Annotated in this window: 18 protein-coding genes; 11 read left to right on the top strand and 7 right to left on the bottom strand. The window is 71.1% G+C overall.

Annotation, left to right across the window (positions count from 1 at the left end; genetic code table 11):
- Nucleotides 1-48: 48 nt before the first annotated feature.
- A complete protein-coding gene (gene asnB / locus NYF13_RS26220; protein WP_315660297.1) occupies nt 49-1,983 on the bottom strand; it encodes an asparagine synthase (glutamine-hydrolyzing) in 1,935 nt (644 codons plus the stop codon).
- A 212-nt stretch (nt 1,984-2,195) separates the two neighbouring features.
- Between asnB and NYF13_RS26215 the strand changes: the two genes are divergently transcribed.
- Entirely contained in the window at nt 2,196-3,143 is a 948-nt protein-coding gene (locus tag NYF13_RS26215; protein WP_315660296.1) for a cytochrome c oxidase subunit II, read from the top strand.
- Nucleotides 3,144-3,182: 39 nt separating this feature from the next.
- Nucleotides 3,183-3,605 (top strand): cytochrome c oxidase subunit 4, encoded by a 423-nt coding sequence (locus NYF13_RS26210; RefSeq protein ID WP_315660295.1) that lies wholly within the window; start codon nt 3,183-3,185, stop codon nt 3,603-3,605.
- A gap of 300 nt (nt 3,606-3,905) precedes the next feature.
- Here the strand turns inward: NYF13_RS26210 and trpD are convergent, their stop codons facing one another.
- From trpD to NYF13_RS26195, 3 genes are read right to left on the bottom strand one after another with little or no spacing between them, the layout of a single operon-like run.
- Entirely contained in the window at nt 3,906-4,949 is a 1,044-nt protein-coding gene (trpD, locus tag NYF13_RS26205; protein WP_315660294.1) for an anthranilate phosphoribosyltransferase, read from the bottom strand.
- 7 nt (nt 4,950-4,956) lie between these two features.
- Nucleotides 4,957-5,367 carry a hypothetical protein gene (locus tag NYF13_RS26200; protein WP_315660293.1) on the bottom strand — a complete coding sequence of 137 codons (411 nt, stop codon included), beginning with the start codon at nt 5,365-5,367 and terminating at the stop codon, nt 4,957-4,959.
- 60 nt (nt 5,368-5,427) lie between these two features.
- On the bottom strand, nt 5,428-5,853 hold the full coding sequence (locus NYF13_RS26195) for a hypothetical protein (RefSeq protein ID WP_315660292.1): 426 nt from the start codon (nt 5,851-5,853) through the stop codon (nt 5,428-5,430).
- A 95-nt stretch (nt 5,854-5,948) separates the two neighbouring features.
- Between NYF13_RS26195 and NYF13_RS26190 the strand changes: the two genes are divergently transcribed.
- From NYF13_RS26190 to NYF13_RS26175, 4 genes are read left to right on the top strand one after another with little or no spacing between them, the layout of a single operon-like run.
- Nucleotides 5,949-6,575, top strand: coding sequence for a heme-copper oxidase subunit III (locus NYF13_RS26190; protein WP_315660291.1), 627 nt, complete (start codon nt 5,949-5,951; stop codon nt 6,573-6,575).
- Between the two features lie 57 nt (nt 6,576-6,632).
- Nucleotides 6,633-7,451, top strand: a complete 819-nt coding sequence (locus NYF13_RS26185; RefSeq protein WP_315660290.1) for a c-type cytochrome — start codon at nt 6,633-6,635, stop codon at nt 7,449-7,451.
- A complete protein-coding gene (locus NYF13_RS26180; RefSeq protein WP_315660289.1) occupies nt 7,448-8,599 on the top strand; it encodes a ubiquinol-cytochrome c reductase iron-sulfur subunit in 1,152 nt (383 codons plus the stop codon). The genes NYF13_RS26185 and NYF13_RS26180 overlap by 4 nt, the downstream gene beginning before the upstream one ends.
- Nucleotides 8,596-10,338, top strand: coding sequence for a cytochrome bc complex cytochrome b subunit (locus NYF13_RS26175; RefSeq protein WP_315660288.1), 1,743 nt, complete (start codon nt 8,596-8,598; stop codon nt 10,336-10,338). Before NYF13_RS26180 ends, NYF13_RS26175 begins: the two co-directional genes overlap by 4 nt.
- Before the next feature lie 70 nt (nt 10,339-10,408).
- Here NYF13_RS26175 and NYF13_RS26170 read toward each other — a convergent pair whose 3' ends face one another.
- Nucleotides 10,409-10,693 carry an Lrp/AsnC ligand binding domain-containing protein gene (locus NYF13_RS26170; protein WP_315660287.1) on the bottom strand — a complete coding sequence of 95 codons (285 nt, stop codon included), beginning with the start codon at nt 10,691-10,693 and terminating at the stop codon, nt 10,409-10,411.
- A gap of 50 nt (nt 10,694-10,743) precedes the next feature.
- Nucleotides 10,744-12,462: a DEDD exonuclease domain-containing protein gene (locus NYF13_RS26165; protein WP_315660286.1), complete on the bottom strand. Its 1,719-nt coding sequence runs from the start codon at nt 12,460-12,462 to the stop codon at nt 10,744-10,746.
- Nucleotides 12,463-12,558: 96 nt separating this feature from the next.
- Here NYF13_RS26165 and NYF13_RS26160 point away from each other — a divergent pair, with 96 nt between their 5' ends.
- The 4 genes from NYF13_RS26160 (at nt 12,559) to NYF13_RS26145 (ending at nt 17,552) form a co-directional block, all read left to right on the top strand.
- A complete protein-coding gene (locus NYF13_RS26160; RefSeq protein WP_315660285.1) occupies nt 12,559-13,941 on the top strand; it encodes an NYN domain-containing protein in 1,383 nt (460 codons plus the stop codon).
- 90 nt (nt 13,942-14,031) lie between these two features.
- A complete protein-coding gene (locus tag NYF13_RS26155; RefSeq protein WP_315660284.1) occupies nt 14,032-14,301 on the top strand; it encodes a hypothetical protein in 270 nt (89 codons plus the stop codon).
- A gap of 953 nt (nt 14,302-15,254) precedes the next feature.
- A complete protein-coding gene (locus NYF13_RS26150) occupies nt 15,255-16,313 on the top strand; it encodes an NlpC/P60 family protein (RefSeq protein WP_315660283.1) in 1,059 nt (352 codons plus the stop codon).
- A gap of 81 nt (nt 16,314-16,394) precedes the next feature.
- A complete protein-coding gene (locus NYF13_RS26145) occupies nt 16,395-17,552 on the top strand; it encodes a glycosyltransferase family 4 protein (protein WP_315660282.1) in 1,158 nt (385 codons plus the stop codon).
- Between the two features lie 13 nt (nt 17,553-17,565).
- Here the strand turns inward: NYF13_RS26145 and NYF13_RS26140 are convergent, their stop codons facing one another.
- A complete protein-coding gene (locus NYF13_RS26140; RefSeq protein ID WP_315660281.1) occupies nt 17,566-18,198 on the bottom strand; it encodes a uridine kinase in 633 nt (210 codons plus the stop codon).
- A 188-nt stretch (nt 18,199-18,386) separates the two neighbouring features.
- On the opposite strand from NYF13_RS26140, the gene NYF13_RS26135 reads away from it, so the two are divergent.
- The gene (locus tag NYF13_RS26135; RefSeq protein ID WP_315660442.1) at nt 18,387-19,556 is read left to right on the top strand and encodes a cytochrome P450; all 1,170 of its coding nucleotides are present in this window, start codon (nt 18,387-18,389) and stop codon (nt 19,554-19,556) included.
- The last annotated feature ends 3 nt before the right edge of the window (nt 19,557-19,559 follow it).

The raw sequence follows: 19,559 nt of genomic DNA, 5'->3' as shown, positions 1-19,559 counted from the left end.
CGCCCCCGCCGCAGGTCACGGCGGGGGTGCGGCGGTCGGCGGACCGGGTCAGAGCTTGACCGGGTAGACCGGCTCCGGGATCTCCGGCTTGATCCGGTGCTCCACGAAGATCCCGTGCCACAGCATGAACACCAGCAGGGCCCAGATCTGCCGGCTGCGGTCGAGCTGCCCGGCCTTGTGCTCCTCCAGCAGCCGCAGCACGGCGGACTTGTCCAGCAGCTCGTCGGTCTTCGAATCGTTGATGATGCCGCGGGCCCAGTCGTACATCTCGGTGCGCAGCCACAGCCGGATCGGCACCGGGAAGCCGAGCTTGCGGCGGTTGAGCACGTGCGGCGGGATGATCTTGGCCAGCGCCTGGCGCAGCGCGTACTTCGTGGTGCCGTGGGCCAGCTTCTGGTCCAGCGGGATCGAGGCGGCGACCTTGAACACCTCGGCGTCGAGGAACGGCACGCGCAGCTCCAGCGAGTTGGCCATGGTGACCTTGTCCGCCTTGACCAGGATGTCGCCGCGCAGCCAGGTGTAGAGGTCGACGTGCTGCATCCGGGCCACCGGGTCCCAGCCGCGGGAGACGTCGTACCAGGGGGCGGTGACGTCCTTGAAGCCCACGCCCTCGGCGTAGGTCCGCAGCACCGCGCGCAGCTGTTCGTCGCGGAAGTTGCGGGCGTTGCCGTAGTAGCGGTCTTCCAGCGACAGCGCGCCGCGGCGCAGCAGGTCCTTGCCCCGGGTGCCCTCGGGGATCTTCGTCGAGACCTTGCCGAGGAGCTTGCGCACCCCACCGGGCACCTTCTCGAACGGCGCCAGCGAGATCGGCTCGTTGTAGACCGTGTAGCCGCCGAACAGCTCGTCCGCGCCCTCGCCGGAGAGCACCGCCTTCACGTGCTTGCGCGCCTCGCGGGCGATGAACCACAGCGGCACCAGCGCCGGGTCGGCCACCGGGTCGTCGAGGTACCAGACGATCAGCGGCAGGGCCTCCATCATCTCCTCGGCCGAGACGGTGCGGACCACGTGCTGCACGCCGATCGCGGCGGCCGACTCCGCGGCCACGTCCACTTCGGAGTAACCCTCGCGCTCGAACCCGGTGGTGAACGCGATCAGGTTCGGGTTGTGCTCCTTGGCCAGCGTCGCGGTGGCGGTGGAGTCGATGCCGCCGGAGAGGAAGGCGCCGACCGTCACGTCCGGGTCGGAGATCATGTGCTTGCCCACCGAGTCGCGCATCACATCGGCGATGCGCTGGTACAGCTCGTCGGCCTCGCCGGCGCCGTTGACCGGCCTGGTGGCGAACTGCGGGTGGAAGTACCGGGTGAACTCGACCGGCCCGCCCGGGACCACGCGGAACGAGGTGCCGGACTCGACCCGGCGCACGCCGGCGTGCAGCGATTCCGGCTCCGGCACGTACTGCAGGACCAGGTAGTGCTGCAACGCTGTGCGGTCCAGCTCCTGCGGCACGCCGAGGGTGTCCGACAGGTCCAGGAGGCTCTTCTTCTCGCTGGAGAACGCCACCGCGTCCGGGCCCGCGCTGTAGTACAGCGGCTTGATGCCGAACGGGTCGCGGGCGCCGAAGACCACCTTCTCCTGGGCGTCCCAGATCATGAAGGCGAACATCCCGCGCAGCTTCTTCACCGCGTCGGCGCCGAGGTAGTGGTACGCCGCGACCACGGCTTCGCCGTCGCCCTCGGTCTCGAACTTCGCGCCGAACTCCGCCGCCAGCTCGTCGCGCAGCTCGCGGTAGTTGTAGACCTCGCCGTTGAAGTTCAGCGTGTACCGGCCGGGCGCCTCCGGCGGGCCCCAGTGCAACGGCTGGTGGGAGTGCTCGACGTCGATGAAGGCGAGCCGGTTGAACCCGTAGACGACCTCGGCGTCGGCCCAGGTGTCCTGCTCGTCGGGGCCGCGGTGGCGCTGGCAGCGCATCGCCGCGCCGACGGCCTCACGCGCGTTCGCCGCGCCGGTCTCGGTCGCGCAGATCAGTCCAAGCAGGCCGCACACGTGTACTCACACACCTCTGGGTCGGGCCGGTCCGGGGAAGGGCCCAGTATGCCGCGAACGACGGCGGCCCGGCCCCGCCGGGTGACCCCCGCGCGTTGGGGTCACCCCTTGGTCGGCGGGAAGGGCCAGCTCGGCTAGGCTCCGCCTGTCACGAAGATCGGTCGAGGAGGCTCGGGTTGACCGAGCCGCTCTGGGTGAAAGGGCGCAGCGCAGTGGGAAAACCAGAGCGCACCCCGGTGGGTAAGCGGGCCGGTCGCGTCGCCGCGCTGGTGGTGCTGGTCGCGCTGACCGCGACGGGCTGCTCCGGGGACGAGATCCTCCGCTTCGGCTGGCCGGTCGGGGTCACCCCGCAGGCCGACGAGATGCGGAACCTCTGGACCTGGACGGTGGTCGCCGCCCTGGTCGTCGGGGTCATCGTGTGGGCGCTGATCTTCTGGACCGCGACGTTCCACCGCAAGAAGAAGAACGCCGCGGTCGAGGGTCCGGACGACCTCCCGCGGCAGTTCCAGTACAACATCCCGCTCGAGCTCTTCACGGTCGTCGTGCCGACGATCATGGTCTGCGTGCTGTTCTTCTTCACCGCGACGGCCGAGAACGACGTGCTGGCCAAGAAGCCGAACCCGGACGTCACGGTCGACGTGGTGGCCTTCCAGTGGAACTGGGAGTTCAAGTACGACGACGCGAACGCCAAGCGCGCGGACGGCACCCAGGTGAGCACCGTCGGCTCCTCCGGCGAGATCCCGCTGCTGGTCCTGCCGACGAACAAGACGATCGAGTACCGGCTGCGGTCCACCGACGTCATCCACTCGTTCTGGGTCCCGGAGTTCCACTTCAAGCGCGACGTGATGCCGGACCCGGAGAAGAACAACCAGGACAGCTCGTTCCAGAACTCGATCGACCGCGAAGGCTCCTTCGTCGGCCGGTGCGCGGAGCTGTGCGGCACCTACCACTCGGTGATGAACTTCGAGGTCCGGGCGCTGTCCCCGGACAAGTACGACCAGTACCTCAAGCTGCGCACCGAGACCAACCCGAAGACGGGCCAGCCGAACACCGCCTCCGAGGCCCTGGCCTCGATGAACTGCGGTGAGCTGTGCACCCCGCACGCGGTGACCACGCAGCCGTTCAACACCGACCGCACCGCGCGCACCGCGTCCAACTGACCGGTTCCGGCGAACCAGAGGAGTAGGGGAGCAAGTCCGATGAAGGTCGAAGCCCGGATTTTCTACCTGGTGGCGGGGTTCGCGGTCGTCATGGCCGCCATCTACTGGGTGATGACCGCCCTCTACGCGACGGGCCAGAAGGCCGAGCCGGTCGGCATCGTCGCGCTGCTGCTGACCGGCGGTCTCGCGTTCCTCGCGGGCAGCTACCTGCAGTTCGTGGCGCGGCGGATCGAGCCGCGCCCGGAGGACCGCGAGGACGCCGAGATCAGCGACGGGGCGGGCGAGCTGGGCTTCTTCAGCCCGGGCAGCTACTGGCCGATCGGGCTGGCCGCCTCGGCCGCGCTGTGCGGACTGGCGCTCGCGTTCTTCCACATCTGGCTGCTCGTGCTGGCCCTGATCGCCCTGCTGATCGCCGTCGGCGGACTGGTGTTCGAGTACCACACGGGTCCGAACCACGAATGACCCACGGGCGGCCTCCGGGCCGCCCGGCCGATGGTCACCACCGCGCCGGATGACGCCGTGGTGGCCGGTATCCCGGAGTGGCTGGACCGGTCGTCCGCCGAGCCGGTCCGGGTGCGCGCCCGCCTGGCCCCACGCTCTCGCGTCATCACGCCTCAGCGTCCTAGTGCCCCTGTGGCCGCGTTACGGCTTCAGCTCACCCGCTTTCGGCTCCAACCACCTCTAGCGCCTACTGCGCCGCTCTCGGTCTTCCTGAGGCGTCGCAAACGCTCGTGAGCGACGGGGGGCCTGGGCCCCCGCCGCTCACGAGCGGGAAAAGGCGATCCAGCGGTCCAGCAGTGCCGCCGCGGCCCCGGAGTCGATGGCGTCGGCGGCGCGGTCCAGGCCGGCGGCCAGATCGTCCTCCAGGGAGCCGGAGAAGCCGGTGAACGCGGCCAGCGCGGCGGCGGCGTTCAGCACCACCGCGTCGCGCACCGGGCCGGTCTTGCCCGCGACCAGCTCGCGCACGACCTCGGCGTTCGCCGCGGCGTCCCCGCCCCGCAGGTCCTCGGCCGTGGCGCGCGGGAGGCCGAGCACGGCCGGGTCGAAGGTCCGCTCGGTCACTTCGCCGCCGGAGACCGTCCAGACCGAGGTGGTCGTGGTGGTGGTGATCTCGTCCAGCCCGTCGTCCCCGCGGGCCACCAGCACCGACATCCCGCGCCGGGCGAAGACCTCGGCCAGCACCCGGGTCTTGTCGCGGTAGGCGCAGCCGATCAACGCGCTGCGCGGCTGCGCCGGGTTGGTCAGCGGGCCGAGCAGGTTGAACGTGGTCGGCACGCCGAGCTCGCGCCGCGGCGGCCCGGTGTGGCGGAAGGCCGGGTGGAAGGCGGGCGCGAAGCAGAACCCGATGCCGATCCGGTCGATCGACCGGCGCACCGCCTCGGGCGGCAGGTCGATCCGCACGCCGAGCGTTTCCAGCACGTCGGCGGCGCCGGACTTCGACGAGGCGCTCCGGTTGCCGTGCTTGGCCACCGGCGCGCCCGCGGCGGCCGTGACGATCGTCGCCATGGTGGAGATGTTGACCGAGTCCGAGCGGTCGCCGCCGGTGCCGACGATGTCGACCGCGGGCCGGGACAGCTCGATCCGGTGCGCGTGGGCCAGCATGGTGTCGGCCATGCCGGAGATCTCGTCCGCGGTCTCGCCCTTGGCGCGCAACGCCACGGCGAACCCGCCGATCTGCGCCGGCGTGGCCGCCCCGGACATGATCTGGTCCATCGCCCACCCGGTGGCCTCGGCCGAGAGGTCCTCGCGCGCGATCAGCCGGTTCAGCAGGGCCGGCCAGGTGGAGGGGGCCGGGGCCGCACTCATCGCGGGCTCAGCCGTGGACGACGGGCACACGCCCGGCGCGCAGCACGCCGGCGACGGTCTCCGCCGCGGTCAGCGGGTCGAGCGGGTGCACCAGCACCGCGTCGGCCTGCGACCAGGTGGCCAGCCAGCGGTCGTCCCGGCGCCGCACGGCGACCACGATCGGGGGGCAGTCGGCGATCTCGTTCTTCAGCTGCCGGGTCAGCCCGATGCCGCCGGTGGGCTGGGCCTCCCCGTCGAGGATCGCGAGGTCGACGGTGCCTGCGTCCATTTCGGCCAGCACGTCGGCGATCCCGGCGGCCTCCACGTACTCCACGCGGCCGAGGTCGGTGGCCGGCCGGCGGCCGACGGCGTTCACGATCGCGTCGCGCACCTCGGCCTTGTGGCTGAACACCAGGATCCGCTTCGCCTGCTCGCCCATCAAGCACGCCTCCGTCTCGTCGGGGTGGAACTGCCGCGATGGTATCTGCCGAGATGCTCGTCACGCCGACGCGGTCGGTGACTCACCCGGTTGCCGCGCGTCCCAGCCGAGCGCGTCGCCGCCGAGGCGCTGGGCGAGCCCGGCCATCCGGGACCGCTCCTGGGCGCAGTGCAGCGCGTCGAGCACCTGCACCCGCACCGCGTGCGCGAGGACCCGATCGCCGTCCGGCCCCTGTTCCCGCAGCTCCCAGCCGTCCTGCGCGAGGATCGAGGCCGCTTCGGCCAGCCGGCCCGGCGGAAGGCTGAGGTGGTGCACGAGAACGGCGGGCGCGGCGGCGACCCAGGCGGGTGAACTCGCGAGCGCCGCGGAGTCCGCCACGGCCGGGTCGAACGCCGTCACGACGATCTTCAAATCGGGCGTGTCGGGCGTCAGACCGGGCTTTTCCCGTTTTCCGGCCAGGTCACGAAGCCGATCCAGTAAACCCATGAGTAACTCTCACGTCCGCCGGTCGAGGGTGTGATGCGAAGCTCCCACGCCCCGCCGTGGACCCGAACGGCGGGGTGCCCGTGCGGGAGGACATAATGCGATTCGTGACAACGGCAGCTCCCACCATCAGCCAGCGGGTCCACTCGCTGAACCGGCCGAACATGGTCAGTGTCGGCACCGTCGTGTGGCTGTCCAGCGAACTGATGTTCTTCGCCGGACTGTTCGCCATGTTCTTCACCGTGAAGGCGCAGAACCCGGTCGGCGCGGCCTGGCCGCCGCCGCTGCACGGCGAGGAGTTCCACCTCAACGTCGGCTACGCGATCCCGTTCACGGTGATCCTGGTGCTGTCTTCGCTGACGTGCCAGTTCGGGGTGTTCGCGGCCGAGCGCGGCGACGTCTACGGCCTCCGGCGCTGGTACATCATCACGCTGATCATGGGCGCGATCTTCGTGTTCGGTCAGGCGAACGAGTACCACAACCTGGTCGAAGAGGGCCTGACCATCCCGTCCGGCCCGTTCGGCACGGTCTTCTACCTGGCCACCGGATTCCACGGTCTGCACGTGATCGGCGGCCTGATCGCGTTCGTGTACCTGCTGATCCGCACCAAGCTCAGCAAGTTCACGCCCGCGCAGGCCACCTCGGCGATCGTGGTGTCGTACTACTGGCACTTCGTCGACATCGTGTGGGTGGGCCTGTTCGCGGTCATCTACATCCTTCCCTGATCCGCGCCCGCCACCACAGCCCCATCGGCCCGAACTGACAGCAAGGGTTGCCGAAAGATGACCACCAGCAATAAGTCCCCGGAGCGCCGCTTCCGCGCGCGCTCGAAGCTGCGCAGGCGCTTCGCCGGCCTGCTCGCACTCGGTGTCGCGTTGGTGGGAGCCGGCGCGCTGTACGCCGTGTTCGCGCCCGAGCCGCAGACGGCGCAGGCGCAGGGTGACCCGGCGCTGCTGCGCCAGGGGGAGCAGGTCTACAACAACACCTGCATCGAGTGCCACGGAGCGAACCTCGAGGGCGTCAAGGACCGCGGTCCGAGCCTGATCGGCATCGGCGACGCGGCCGTGTACTTCCAGACCTCGTCCGGCCGGATGCCCGCCGTCCGCCAGGAGGCGCAGGCCGAGCGGAAGCCGCCGAAGCTGAACTCGAACGAGATCGACGCGGTCGGCGCCTACGTGCAGGCGCACGGCGGTGGCGTGCAGCGGCCGGCCGAGACCGGCGAGGCGCTGCGCGGCAGCAACCCGGCCCGCGGTGGTGAGCTGTTCCGGCTCAACTGTGCCTCGTGTCACAACTTCACCGGCCGTGGTGGGGCGCTGTCGGCGGGCAAGTACGCGCCCAACCTCGACCCGGCCACGGAGGAGCAGATCTACGACGCGATGCTCACCGGGCCGCAGAACATGCCGAAGTTCTCCGACCGGCAGCTCAACCCGGACGAGAAGAAGGACATCGTCGCCTACGTGAAGTCGGTGTCCGACGGCAACAACGACCCCGGCGGCAACGGCCTCGGCGGGGTCGGCCCCGCTTCGGAGGGCCTGATCGCTTTCGTTGTCGGAATCGGCGCGCTGATCGGCGTGACACTGTGGATTGGATCGAAGGCATGAGTGCCGAAGGGCCCCAGCCGCCCTCGGAGGCGGAGCTGGCCGGGATGGACCGCGACCAGCTGGTGAAGCTGGGCGGACAGCTGGACGGCGTCGAGATCATCGACTACCCGGAACCGTGGCCGGTCAAGAACACCCGCGCCGAGCGGCGCGCGGAGCGCCTGGTCGCGTTCTGGTTCGTGCTGTCGGCGATCGCCGGGCTGGCCTTCGTGGTCGTGCTCGCCTGGCCGAAGTGGTGGGAGTACAAGGCGCCGAGTGACCCGTCCGGGCACGAGACCTACAGCCTCTACACCCCGGCCCTGGGCGTCACGCTCGGCCTGGCCGTGCTGTCGCTGGGCATCGGCGTGATCCTGTACACCAAGAAGTTCGTGCCGGCCGAGACCTCGGTCCAGCAGCGCGGCGACGGGCCGTCCCAGGAGGTCGACCGCGCGACGATCCTGGCCCAGCTGGCCGACGCCGGCAGCCGCAGCACCATCGCCCGCCGGTCGCTGATCAAGCGCACCGCGATCGGCGGCGCCGGCGTGCTCGGTCTCGCGGCCGCGGCCCTGCCGATCGCGTCCTTCATCAAGGACCCCTGGAAGGACACGAACAACAAGGACTCGCTCTGGCACACCGGCTGGCAGCCGGAGTTCAAGGGCGAGAAGGTCTACCTGCGGCGCAACACCGGCAGCCTGGACGAGGACGTGGAGAAGGGCGTCACCCGCGTGCGGGTCGAAGACCTCGACGCGGGCGCCATGGAGACGGTCTTCCCCTACCGCGATTCGGAGAAGGGCGACCGCGAAAAGCTGGCCGCCGCGCTGACCCGGGTGGACAACCCGGTCATGCTCATCCGGCTCCGCCCCACCGACTCCGCGCGGGTCGTGAAGCGGCAGGGCCAGGAGGACTTCAACTTCGGCGACTACTACGCGTACACGAAGATCTGCAGCCACGTCGGCTGCCCGACCTCCCTGTACGAGCAGCGCACGAACCGCATCCTCTGCCCGTGCCACCAGTCACAGTTCGACGCGCTGCACTACGCCAAGCCCATCTTCGGCCCGGCGACCCGGCCGCTCGCGCAGCTGCCGATCACGGTTGACGAAGAGGGATACTTGGTTGCGCGGAGCGACTTCATCGAGGCCATCGGTCCGGCCTTTTGGGAGCGTAAGTCATGAGTTCTCTCACCACGCCCACCAAGGGTACGAGTGCGCTGGAGAAGCAGCTGGGTCTGGCTGCGGACAGCGCTGATCAGCGTTATCACATGGCGAAGGGTTTGCGGCACCAGTTCAACAAGGTGTTCCCGACGCATTGGTCGTTCCTGCTGGGTGAGATCGCGTTGTACAGCTTCATCATTTTGTTGCTGTCGGGTGTGTATTTGACGTTGTTCTTCGATCCCTCGATGGAGGAGGTCGTCTATCACGGCAGTTTCCAGAACATGCAGGGTCTGGAGATGTCGAAGGCGTTCGCGAGCACGTTGGACATTTCGTTCGATGTGCGTGGTGGTTTGTTCGTGCGGCAGTTGCATCACTGGGCGGCGTTGATCTTCGTGGCGTCGATGATGGTGCACATGCTGCGGATCTTCTTCACGGGTGCGTTCCGGCGTCCGCGTGAGGCGAACTGGGTGATCGGCAGTTTGTTGCTGGTGCTGGGTATGTTCGAGGGTTTCTTCGGCTATTCGCTGCCGGATGACCTGCTGTCGGGGACGGGGATCCGGGCGACGTTGTCGGGGATCGTGTTGTCGGTGCCGGTGATCGGTACCTGGATCCATTGGGCGTTGTTCGGCGGGGAGTTCCCGGGCACGGAGATCATCCCGCGGTTGTACACGATCCACATCCTGCTGGTGCCGGGGATCATGCTGGCGTTGATCGGGGCGCATCTGGCGTTGGTGTGGTATCAGAAGCACACGCAGTTCCCGGGGGTGCGGCGCAAGGAGACCAATGTCGTCGGTATCCGGATCATGCCGGTGTTCGCGCTCAAGGGCGGGGCGTTCTTCACGCTGGTGATCGGGGTGCTGGCGTTGATGTCGGGGTTGTTCCAGATCAACCCGGTGTGGAATTTCGGGCCGTACAACCCGGCGCAGGTGTCGGCGGGGTCGCAGCCGGACTTCTACATGGCGTGGGCGGACGGGATGCTGCGGATCTGGCCGGCGTGGGAGGTGTATCTGGGGAATTACACGATTCCGGCGGTGTTCTTCCCGGGTGCGGTGGGGATGCCGGTGCTGATCGGGTTGCTGCTGGCGTATCCGTTCCTGGAGCGGCGGTTGTCGAAGGACACCGCGCATCACAATCTGCTGCAGCGTCCGCGGGACGCGCCGGTGCGGACGGCGCTGGGGGCGATGGCGCTGGGGTTCTTCCTGGTGATCGAGTTGTCGGGGTTCAACGACATCATCGCGGATCAGTTCGACATTTCGCTGAACGCGACGACGTGGGCGGGGCGGATCGGGGTGCTGCTGGTGCCGCCGGTGGCGTATTACCTGACGTACCGGTTGTGCCTGGGGTTGCAGCGGGCGGATCGTGAGGTGCTGGAGCACGGGGTGGAGACCGGGATCATCAAGCGGTTGCCGCATGGTGAGTTCATCGAGGTCCACCAGCCGCTGGGCGGGGTGGACGGGCACGGTCACGCGGTGGCGCTGGCGTATCAGGGTGCGAGTGTGCCGAAGAAGATGAACAAGCTCGGTACCGCCGGGCACGCGGTGCCGGGGTCGTTGTGGACCCCGGACCCGCCGGAGGAGTCGGCTGCGCTGCACCGCGCTTCCCACACCAACGGCAACGGGCACAACGGCAACGGCAATGGGCACAACGGGAACGGGCACGGGCCCGGCAGCAACGGTTACGGTCACGCCGGGCAGGACGACATCGGCGGAACCCCCCAGGAAGCCCACCCCGAAACCCACCAGATCGGTTCCGGGCACTAGCGGTTTCGGATACCAGGAAGGCCCCTTCACCCCGGCGGGTGGAGGGGCCTTCCTGGCATCCGGTGGCCGTTCAGGCGCCTTCGACGCCGATCTCGAACGCCGAATCGGTGTCCGCGCTCGAGTAGGAGCGGAACGCGATGTGCGTGACCGTGTCCAGCACCCCGTCGACCTTGCCGATGCGGCCGGGCACGAGGTCCGCCAGGTCCTCGTGCGCCTTGACCCGCACCTTGGCGATCAGGTCGACGTCGCCGGCGCAGGAGTAGACCTCCGCCACCCCGTCCAGGTCCGCGATCTTCTGCGCGGCCTCCGGAATCGCGTCGGCCTCTAGATTGATCAGCACGATCGCCGTGATCACAGCGTTCCTCCACTCCCTGGCGGTAACCGACGAGCGCGATCGTAGCCGGGTCAGCCCGCCACCCGCTCCAGCGTCCGGGCGCCCGCGGCGAGGTCGAGCCAGCCGCGCCAGCCCGCGACGGCAGCGGGCTCGGCCCAGGGCCGGGTGGTGCGCACCAGCCGCACCCCGGGCCGCGCCAGCCAGCGCAGCAGCACGCCGACTTCTTCGCCGGACGCGCCGCGCAGCGGCCCTTCGCCCGGCAGCACGGTCTCGGCCGCCGCGACCAGTTGCTCCACGACCGGCATGGGCGGCACGCCCCGGCGCGCGACCCCTGCGGACGCGAGCTTGCCGTACCGGATCACCGACAGTTCCCAGCCGCCGCTGCCGTCCGGGGAGGCGGCGATCAGCTCCGCGATCGAGGCCAGCGCGGACTGGCGGTGCGCCCGGCCGACCGCGCGGACCAGGTCGGCCAGCTCGTCGCGGTGGCGGGCGGCCTGCTCGTAGTGCCGGCCGCCGGAGAGCCGCTCGAGCTGCGCGGCGGCGGAGTGCAGCGGGCTGCCGTCGCGGCCATCGATCAGCTCGAGGGCGGCGGAGACGCCGGGGGAGTACTCCTCGACCGTCTGCCGGCCTGCGCACGGCGCGCCGCAGCGGCCCAGCTCGGCCAGCACGCAGGGGGTGCCCGAGGGCGACTTCGCCGAGATGCGCTGGGTGCACGTGCGCAGCCCCGCGGCGCCCGCGAGCGTGTCGGCCGCCGTGCGGGCGTCGGCCTGGCTCCGGAACGGCCCCAGCGTGCCCGCGCGCGGCAGGCGGACGACCGAAAGCCGGGGGAAGGCCTCGTCGGTCAGGCCGACCCACCAGACGCGGTGCGGGTTCTTCGAGCGCCGGTTGTACATCGGCCGGTGCGCCGCGATCAGCCGCAGCTCGCGGATCTCGGCCTCCAGCGAATGGGCGCACTCGATGGTCTCGACGCGCTCGGCCAGCCCCACCATCTCGCGGATCCGGCCACGGCTCTCCGAGCCGGTGAAGTACTGCCGCACCCGCCTTCGCAGGTCTCGCGCGGTGCCGACGTACAGCACCTCCTCCCGCGGCCCACGGAACAGGTAGACGCCCGGGCGCGCGGGCAGATCGGCCGCCAGGTGCCGTTTGCGGCGCTGGGCGGCGGTGACCTCCGGCAGGTAGTCCACGAGTTCTTCGACCGTGTGCACGCCCAGGTTGCCGACTCGCTCCAGCAGGGCGTGCAGCACGTCGACCGTGGCCCGGGCGTCGTCGAGGGCGCGGTGGGTCGGCCGGGTGCGGGCGCCGAGCAGCATGGCCAGCGACGAGAGCCGGTAGCTGTGCGCCTCCTCGCGCGGGATCACGCGCCGGGCGAGCTTCACCGTGCAGACCACGGTCGTGCGCGGCCAGACGTAACCGTGGCCCTCGCAGGCGGCCCGCATGAAGCTGGTGTCGAAGCCCGAGTTGTGCGCGACCAGCACGGCACCGGCGATGAACTCCAGGAACGCGGGCAGCACCCGCTCGATCCGCGGCGCGTCGTAGACCATGGCCTGGGTGATCCCGGTCAGCTCCACGATCTGCGGCGGGATCGGCGCCCCCGGGTTGACCAGCGTGGCGAACTCGCCCAGCACCTCACCGGAGCGGACCTTGACCGCGCCGATCTCGGTGATCCCGTTCGGTCCGGGCTTGGTGCCGGTGGTTTCGAGGTCGAACACGACGAACGTGGTGTCCCGCAACGGGGTGCCGAGCTCGTCGAAGGCCAGCTGTGCCTGGCCGGGCCGCGGTCCGGTGTTCATGATGGCGCACCCTAGGACGGGGCACCGACAATCCCGGGACGTGAGCGGCGGGTGGCGCGCGGCGCGCGATCCGCCGCCGGGGCCTACCCTGGACCAATGCAGCCACAGCCCGTGGAACCGGACGAAACCGGGGAGGCCTCCGGCCCCTCGGTGGTTCCGGACCGGGCCGGGGAGGCCGCGCCCGATGCGACCGAGCCCGTCACCTGGTCGGCGCTGCCGGACGCGGTGCGCGAGCGGATCGCCGAGCTGGCCGCCGCCGCCGTGGCGAAACTGCCGGTGGCGGACGTGCCGCGCCAGCTCCGGCCGGTCGCCAAGTTCGCCCCGGCCAAGCGGGCGAAGCTGGGCGGCGCGGCGCTGCTGGCCGCCCTGGGCGATTCGGCCCAGTTCCGCACCGCGGTGCTCGAATGGCTGCGTGAGCACCGCACCGACGCGCTCGACCCGAACGCGGCCGATTCGGTCTTCGCCGCGGCCGCCGCGGTGCTGCTCGGCGAGTCCGGCGCGGCCGGCCGGGTGCGGCTGATCGCCAAGAACGCCGAGGAAACCGCGCTACGGGCCGAGCGGGACGCCGCGCTGGCCCGCAATCAGCGGCTGGAGGCCGAAGTCGCCGAGCTGCGGTCCGAGCTCGACCAGGCGCTCCGGGCGGCCGACAGCGCCCGTGGGGAGCGTGAGGCCGAGGTCGAGAAGCTGCTGCGGCGGTTGCGGGAGCAAGGAGTGCAACTGCGCCAGGCCCGCGACGCCGCCGAAGCGGCCCGGAACGAGGCCGACCGTGGAGACGTGGCTCGAGCCGTCGAGCTGGAGGCGCTGAACGCCCAGCTGGTCCGGGAGCGGCAGCGGGTGGCCACCGAGCGGTCTCGGGCCGAACGGGCGTCCGCGGACGCCGAGATCGCCCGTCAGTCCGCGCGCGAGGCCCGCGAGGCCGACGAGGTGCGCTTGGGCCTGCTGATCGACACGATCGGCGGCGCGGTCGGCGGGCTGCGCCGGGAACTGGCCTTGGGCGACCGCGGCGCACGGCCCGCGGACCTGGTGCGCGGCGTGACGTCCGGGCTCGGGCCGGGCGGCCGGATCCAGGACGTGCCGGCGCTGGACCGGCACCTGGCCCTGCCGAACGTGCACCTGATCGTGGACGGCTACAACGTCACCAAGACCGGCTACCCCGAATTGGCCCTGGCCGACCAGCGCGACCGGCTGATCCACCAGCTCTCCGCCCTGGCCGCCCGCACCGCGGCCGAGGTGACCGTGGTCTTCGACGGCGCCGGGGTGCTGTCCGTGCCCGCCGCGGTCCCCCGGGGCGTGCGCGTGTTGTTCTCCGACCGCGGCGTGCTGGCGGACGACGTGATCCGCGCGCTGGTCGCGGCCGAGCCGAAGGGCCGCCCGATGGTGGTGGCGACCTCCGACCGGGCGGTGGCCGACTCCGTGCGCGCGGCCGGGGCGCACCCGGCGGCTTCGGCGCTGCTGGTGAGCCGGCTCGGACGGGTCTGAGACCCCCTCCCGGCTCGCTTCGCGCCGGAAATTGTCGGTGGTGGCTTCTACCGTGATTTCCGATGAGCACGGCTGAGTGAGGAGGCCCACGTGGAGAATCCGTCGCACCGCCCGCCCGGCGCCTTGGACGTCGATCTGGCGGACATCGAAGACCTGGTGATCGATTGTTCTCGCTGCGCGGTGCGCGGCGAGGCGTGTCACGACTGCGTGGTGAGCGCACTGCTCGGGCCACCGGCGGAGCTGGCTTGGGACGCCGATGAACGACGCGCGGTGGACGCACTGGCGGAGGCGGGGATGGTGCCCCGGCTGCGTCTGGTGCCGCAGGAGGAGCGGAGGCGGGAGGGGCGGAGGTCGGCCTGAGGGGAGGGCCCGGGGAGTGGGGGAGCCCGGGGCGTGGCCGGCTGGCGCGGGAGCCGGTGGTCGGAAGCCGGGAGGGTGGCCGGGCCGCTGGGTGGCCGCGCTGGTGTGGGTGTGTGGTGGGATTGGTATGGGGGTGTGCCGGGGTCGCTGGGTGGCGGGGCTGGTGTGGGTGTGTGGCCGGGCCGTTGAGTGGCGGGGCTGGTGTGGGTGTGTGGCGGGTCTGCTGGGTGGTGGGGTTGATGTGGGTGTGTGACTGGGTCGCTGGGTGGCAAGGCCGGTGTGGGTGTGTGGCCGGGCTGGTGGGTGGCGGGGCTGGTGTGGGTGTAGAGCTGGGCTGGTGGGTGCCGGGGAGCGGAATCCTTTTTTCCGGCAGTGCGGAAATTGCGGGCGAAGTCCTTTTGATTCAGGTGTGCGAAGGTTGCGGACCAGAACTCGTGATCCGGTCGGGTGGACGGTGCGAACGGTGCTGTCGGCTCGGCCGAGCGGACCCTCGAACGGAGGGCAGTGGGGCCTCGGGTGGGATCTGGTCACTCGGACAGGTGGCGAGTTGGCGGCGAGTGGTCGATCTGATCGGGTGAACGGTCGGTAGCGGATTCGTGCCCGAGGGGCAGCGAAGAGTATGACCGTCGTCACATCTTTTCTCTTCTGCTGGTCCGATGGTGTTTCGCCGAACTACGGAGAGTTTTTACGGGGGGCGTGGTGGACGGGCTCCCGGTCTTTTCGTAACCTGTCCGAGATCTCGTGGCCAGTAGCCGTCGGCAAGACGGCGACGCGGGATCGCCGCCGGACCGGCTTTGTCGGGGAGCAGGTACCGGGACCACACCGTTCGCGTGAGGCTGATGGGTTGAAGCACGGCCGGGAACGCGGGTGGTGAGGCGCGTGGAAGAGCCCCCCGTCTCTTCGGCGCCGAGAATCCGGACGGCGGCCCGACAGCAAAGGAGACCCGCGCGACCGTGCAGTCGCATCCAGTCAAGCGCGTGGTGTCAGGCGCCCTCGCGGCGGCTTCGGTGTTCGCCATCGTCGCCGCGGCCCAGCCAGTCGCCACAGCCAACGCCGCTCCCTCCCCCTCCCTCCAGGCCCCGCCCGACTCGAGCTCGGACGCCCTCGCCAAGTACCGCGACCTCGCGGCACAGGCGGAGAAGGCGAACGAAGACCTGCTGAAGGCGCAGGACGACCTCACCGCCAAGCAGGGTGAGCTGGACAAGGCCAACGCCGGTGTCGCCACGGCCAAGGACCAGGCCACGCAGGCCGCCGGCAACGAGAAGAAGTACCGCGTCGACGTCGACAAGTTCGCCGGTGCCTCGTTCCTGTCCGGTGTCCAGATGAACAAGCTCTCCGCGCTGCTCGCCGGGACCTCCACGCAGGAGTTCCTCGAACGCTCCTCGGCGCTCGACCAGATCGCCGCCGAGAAGGACGCCGCGCTCGACGGGCTGTCCGGCGCGGTGAAGCAGGCGCAGGGTGCCGAGCAGCTCGCGTCGGACTCCGCCAAGAAGGCCACCGACGCCCGCGACGCCGCCGCGAAGCTGACCGAGGACATCAAGGCCAAGCAGAAGTCGCTGAAGGACCAGACCGACGCGCTGACGAAGCAGTACAGCTTCCTCACCAAGTCGGACAAGGCTTCGCAGAGCGACACCGGGGGCGACGCGCCGAACGTCGCAGCCCCCGGGCCGCAGGCGCAGCAGGCCATCAACGCGGCGCTGTCCAAGCTCGGCAGCGCCTACGTGTGGGGCGCCACCGGCCCGTCGACGTTCGACTGCTCGGGCCTGATGCAGTGGGCCTACGGCCAGGCCGGCATCACCCTGCCGCGCTCGAGCCGGGAGCAGTCGACCTTCGGCAGCCCGGTCTCGCGCAGCGATTTGCAGCCGGGCGACCTGGTGTTCTACTACACGCCCGTTTCGCACGTCGGCATGTACCTGGGCGCGGGCAAGATGGTGCACGCGCCGACCAGCGGTGACGTCGTGAAGATCTCGCCGCTGCAGAGCCAGTACGTCGGCGCTCGCCGCGTGAGCTGAGCCGGACCCTTCGGACGGGGCGGTACCGCGACTGCGGTGCCGCCCCGTTTCGCGTCCGCGGACCTCAGTAGCCTTCGGAGTGTGCTGAGGACGCTGCTCGTGACCAACGACTTCCCGCCGCGCCCCGGCGGGATCCAGAACTACCTCAACTCGCTGGCCACCCGCCTGCCCGCGGACGAACTGGTCGTCTACGCCCCGTCGTGGGCGGGGAAGTCCGGCTCGCACGACGAGTTCGACGCTGCCGCGCCGTTCGAGGTGGTGCGCCACCCGACGTCGCTGATGCTCCCGACGCCCGACGTGCTGCGCCGCGCGAAGCAGATCATGCGCGCGAGGGACTGCGAAGCCGTGTGGTTCGGGGCTGCGGCGCCGCTCGCGCTGCTGGGGCAGCCGCTGCGACAGGCCGGTGCGCGCCGGGTGGTCGCCTCCACGCACGGGCACGAAGTCGGCTGGTCGATGCTGCCGGGCTCGCGCCAGGCGTTGCGGCGCATCGGCGACACGGCGGACGTGCTCACCTACGTCAGCAAATACACGCGCCGGCGCTTCGCCGCGGCCTTCGGACCGTTGGCGGGACTGGAAATGCTGCCGTCCGGAGTGGACACCACGCTGTTCGCCCCGGACGCCGGCGCGCGGGAGGAGATCCGCGCCCGCCACGGCCTCGGCGACCGGCCGACCGTGGTCTGCGTTTCGCGGCTGGTGCCGCGCAAGGGCCAGGACATGCTGATCCGCGCGTGGCCCGGGCTGCGCGAGCGCGTGCCGGACGCGGCGCTGCTGATCGTCGGCGGCGGGCCGTACCGCAAGCGCCTGACCGAGCTGGCGGCCGAGCTGGGCGTGTCCGGGCAGGTGGTGATCACCGGCTCCGTGCCGTGGTCCGAGCTGCCCGCGCACTACAACGCCGGTGACGTGTTCGCGATGCCCGCGCGCACCCGCGGCAAGGGCCTCGACGTGGAAGGCCTCGGCCTGGTCTACCTGGAGGCCTCGGCGACCGGCCTGCCGGTGGTGGCGGGCACCTCTGGCGGCGCCCCCGAAACGGTGCTGGACGAGGTGACCGGGCACGTGGTCGACGGCCGCGACGTCGGGCAGCTCCGCGAAACGCTCGCCGCGCTGCTGGCCGACCCGGTGCGGGCCCGCCGGATGGGCGAGGCGGGCCGCGCCTGGGTCAAGGAGAACTGGCGCTGGGACACGATGGCGGACCGGCTCGCCGGACTGCTCGACGGTGAGCCGGTGTCCTCGGTGCGGTGACGCGCGGCCCCGGTCAGGCCCCGGGCTCGTAGACCGCCGGGTGGCGGGGGTCGTCCACCCGGACCACGACGTCGGCCAGCGTGCCGGGGCCGACCTCCTCCTCGTACCGCGCGTAGGCGGGGAGGGCCCACGCGGACTCCTCGGGCACGCGCCGGCGCAGGGCGGGCGGCGAGAGCCACAGGTGCACGACCAGGTCGAAGGCCAGTCCGGCGCCCAGCAGGAACTCGCCGTCCACCAGCACCACGCCGCGTTCGGGCACCGGCACCCGCGGCAGCCGCGTGGCGCGGTCGCGCCCGGGGTCCCACAGGGCGGGCAGGACCTCGCCGGTGCCGCCTCCGGCCAGCGGGTCCAGCACCTCGCGGCGCAGTCCGCCCAGGTCGAGCCAGTCGGAGTAGCGCGCGTCCGGGTTCTGCCGGCCGTGCTCGAACCTCAGCGACGCCGGGCGCAGGAACCCGCGGGCCGGCACCCGCACGGCCGGGCGGCCCAGCAGGCGCAGCGGGCCGGCCAGTGCGTCGGCCAGTTCGGCGGTCCCGGCGGCGGTGTCGGCGCCGTCCACCGCGACCGCGATCCGGCGCTGGTCGAGCGCATCGATGCGGGCGGTCAGCTCGGTGACCAGCGAGGAGGGGGAGATGGGTCGGTAGCGCACACCGGTGATCCTGCCCCCTCGCGGCCGGGCGCCCGCCGACAGCTCCGGGGTGGGCAGACAGTTGGCGGGCCACTGCGGCGAGCCGATCCCGGTACCGTGGTTTTCGGAGCCGAGACCGAGCCGAGGCGATGAGGAGCCGCGTGACCGTCGAAGAAGAAGTGCCGTTTTCCGTGGCGGGCGAAGACTTCATGCAGCGCACCCACGCCACCCTGGAGCGGTTGCGGGCCGGGGGCCGGGTGTGTCCGGTCAGCATGCCGCGCGGTACGCCGTCCTACCTGGTGACCGGGTACGAGGACGCGCGGGCGCTGCTGAACGACCCGCGCCTGAGCAAGGACGCGAACGGCGCGTACGAGCTGATGACCGCGAAGATCGGCCCCGAGCACAGCATGTCCGACTTCGGCCAGTCGCTCGGCGCGCACATGCTCAGCGCCGATCCGCCGGACCACACGCGGCTGCGCAAGCTGGTCAACAAGGCGTTCACCGCGCGCACGGTGGCCCGGCTGCGGCCGCGGATCGAGGAGATCACCGCGGGGCTGCTCGACGCGATGGCGGTGCACGACCGGGCCGATCTGGTCACGGCGTTCGCCGGACCGGTGCCGATCACGGTGATCTGCGAGCTGCTCGGCATCCGCGAGGCCGACCGCGGCGAGTTCACCGGCTGGTCCACCACGCTGCTGTCCTCCGGCGCGCCGGAGGACGTGCGCCCGGCCTCGCAGGCGATGCACGAGTACCTGGTCGGGCTGGTCGGGCGCAAGCGCGCCGAACCGGGGGAGGACCTGCTGTCCGACCTGGTGCTGACCACCGACGAGGGTGACTCGCTGACCGAGGGGGAGCTGGTCGCCATGGCCTTCCTCCTGCTGGTCGCCGGGCACGAGACCACGGTGAACCTGATCGCGAACGCCACGCTGGCCCTGCTGCGCGCGCCGGAGCAGCTGGCGAAGCTGCGGGCCGACCCGGGCCTGATGCCCGGCGCGGTCGAGGAGTTCCTGCGCTTCGACGGCCCGATCAACATCGCGACCCTGCGCTTCACCACCGAACCGGTCGAGGTCGGCGAGACGACCATCCCGGCGGGGGAGTTCGTCCAGGTCTCGCTGCTGGCCGCGAACCGGGACGCGCAGCGGTTCCCGGACCCGGACCGGCTGGAGGTCACCCGCCGGGCGGCTGGGCACGTCGGGTTCGGCCACGGCATCCACCACTGCGTCGGCGCCCCGCTGGCCCGGCTGGAGGCCGAGATCGCGCTGGGCGCGCTGATCGCCCGCTTCCCGGAGCTGCGGCTGGCCGTCGAGCCGGAGCGGTTGCGGTACCGGCAGAGCACGCTGGTGCACGGGTTGGTGGAGCTGCCCGTGGTGCTGCGCTGAGCC

It is taken from the genome of Amycolatopsis sp. PS_44_ISF1 (genome assembly GCF_032335455.1).
Lineage (GTDB): Bacteria > Actinomycetota > Actinomycetes > Mycobacteriales > Pseudonocardiaceae > Amycolatopsis.
Note: the sequence above shows the minus strand (reverse complement) of the source record. Positions and strands in the feature narration are given on the sequence as shown.

Coding starts and splice junctions, on each gene's coding strand:
- NYF13_RS26210 (WP_315660295.1), top strand. CDS start 3,183: ATGAAGGTCGAAGCCCGGATTTTCTACCTGGTGGCGGGGTTCGCGGTC.
- trpD (WP_315660294.1), bottom strand. CDS start 4,949: ATGAGTGCGGCCCCGGCCCCCTCCACCTGGCCGGCCCTGCTGAACCGG.
- NYF13_RS26200 (WP_315660293.1), bottom strand. CDS start 5,367: ATGGGCGAGCAGGCGAAGCGGATCCTGGTGTTCAGCCACAAGGCCGAG.
- NYF13_RS26195 (WP_315660292.1), bottom strand. CDS start 5,853: ATGGGTTTACTGGATCGGCTTCGTGACCTGGCCGGAAAACGGGAAAAG.
- NYF13_RS26190 (WP_315660291.1), top strand. CDS start 5,949: ATGCGATTCGTGACAACGGCAGCTCCCACCATCAGCCAGCGGGTCCAC.
- NYF13_RS26185 (WP_315660290.1), top strand. CDS start 6,633: ATGACCACCAGCAATAAGTCCCCGGAGCGCCGCTTCCGCGCGCGCTCG.
- NYF13_RS26180 (WP_315660289.1), top strand. CDS start 7,448: ATGAGTGCCGAAGGGCCCCAGCCGCCCTCGGAGGCGGAGCTGGCCGGG.
- NYF13_RS26175 (WP_315660288.1), top strand. CDS start 8,596: ATGAGTTCTCTCACCACGCCCACCAAGGGTACGAGTGCGCTGGAGAAG.
- NYF13_RS26165 (WP_315660286.1), bottom strand. CDS start 12,462: ATGAACACCGGACCGCGGCCCGGCCAGGCACAGCTGGCCTTCGACGAG.
- NYF13_RS26160 (WP_315660285.1), top strand. CDS start 12,559: ATGCAGCCACAGCCCGTGGAACCGGACGAAACCGGGGAGGCCTCCGGC.
- NYF13_RS26135 (WP_315660442.1), top strand. CDS start 18,387: ATGCAGCGCACCCACGCCACCCTGGAGCGGTTGCGGGCCGGGGGCCGG.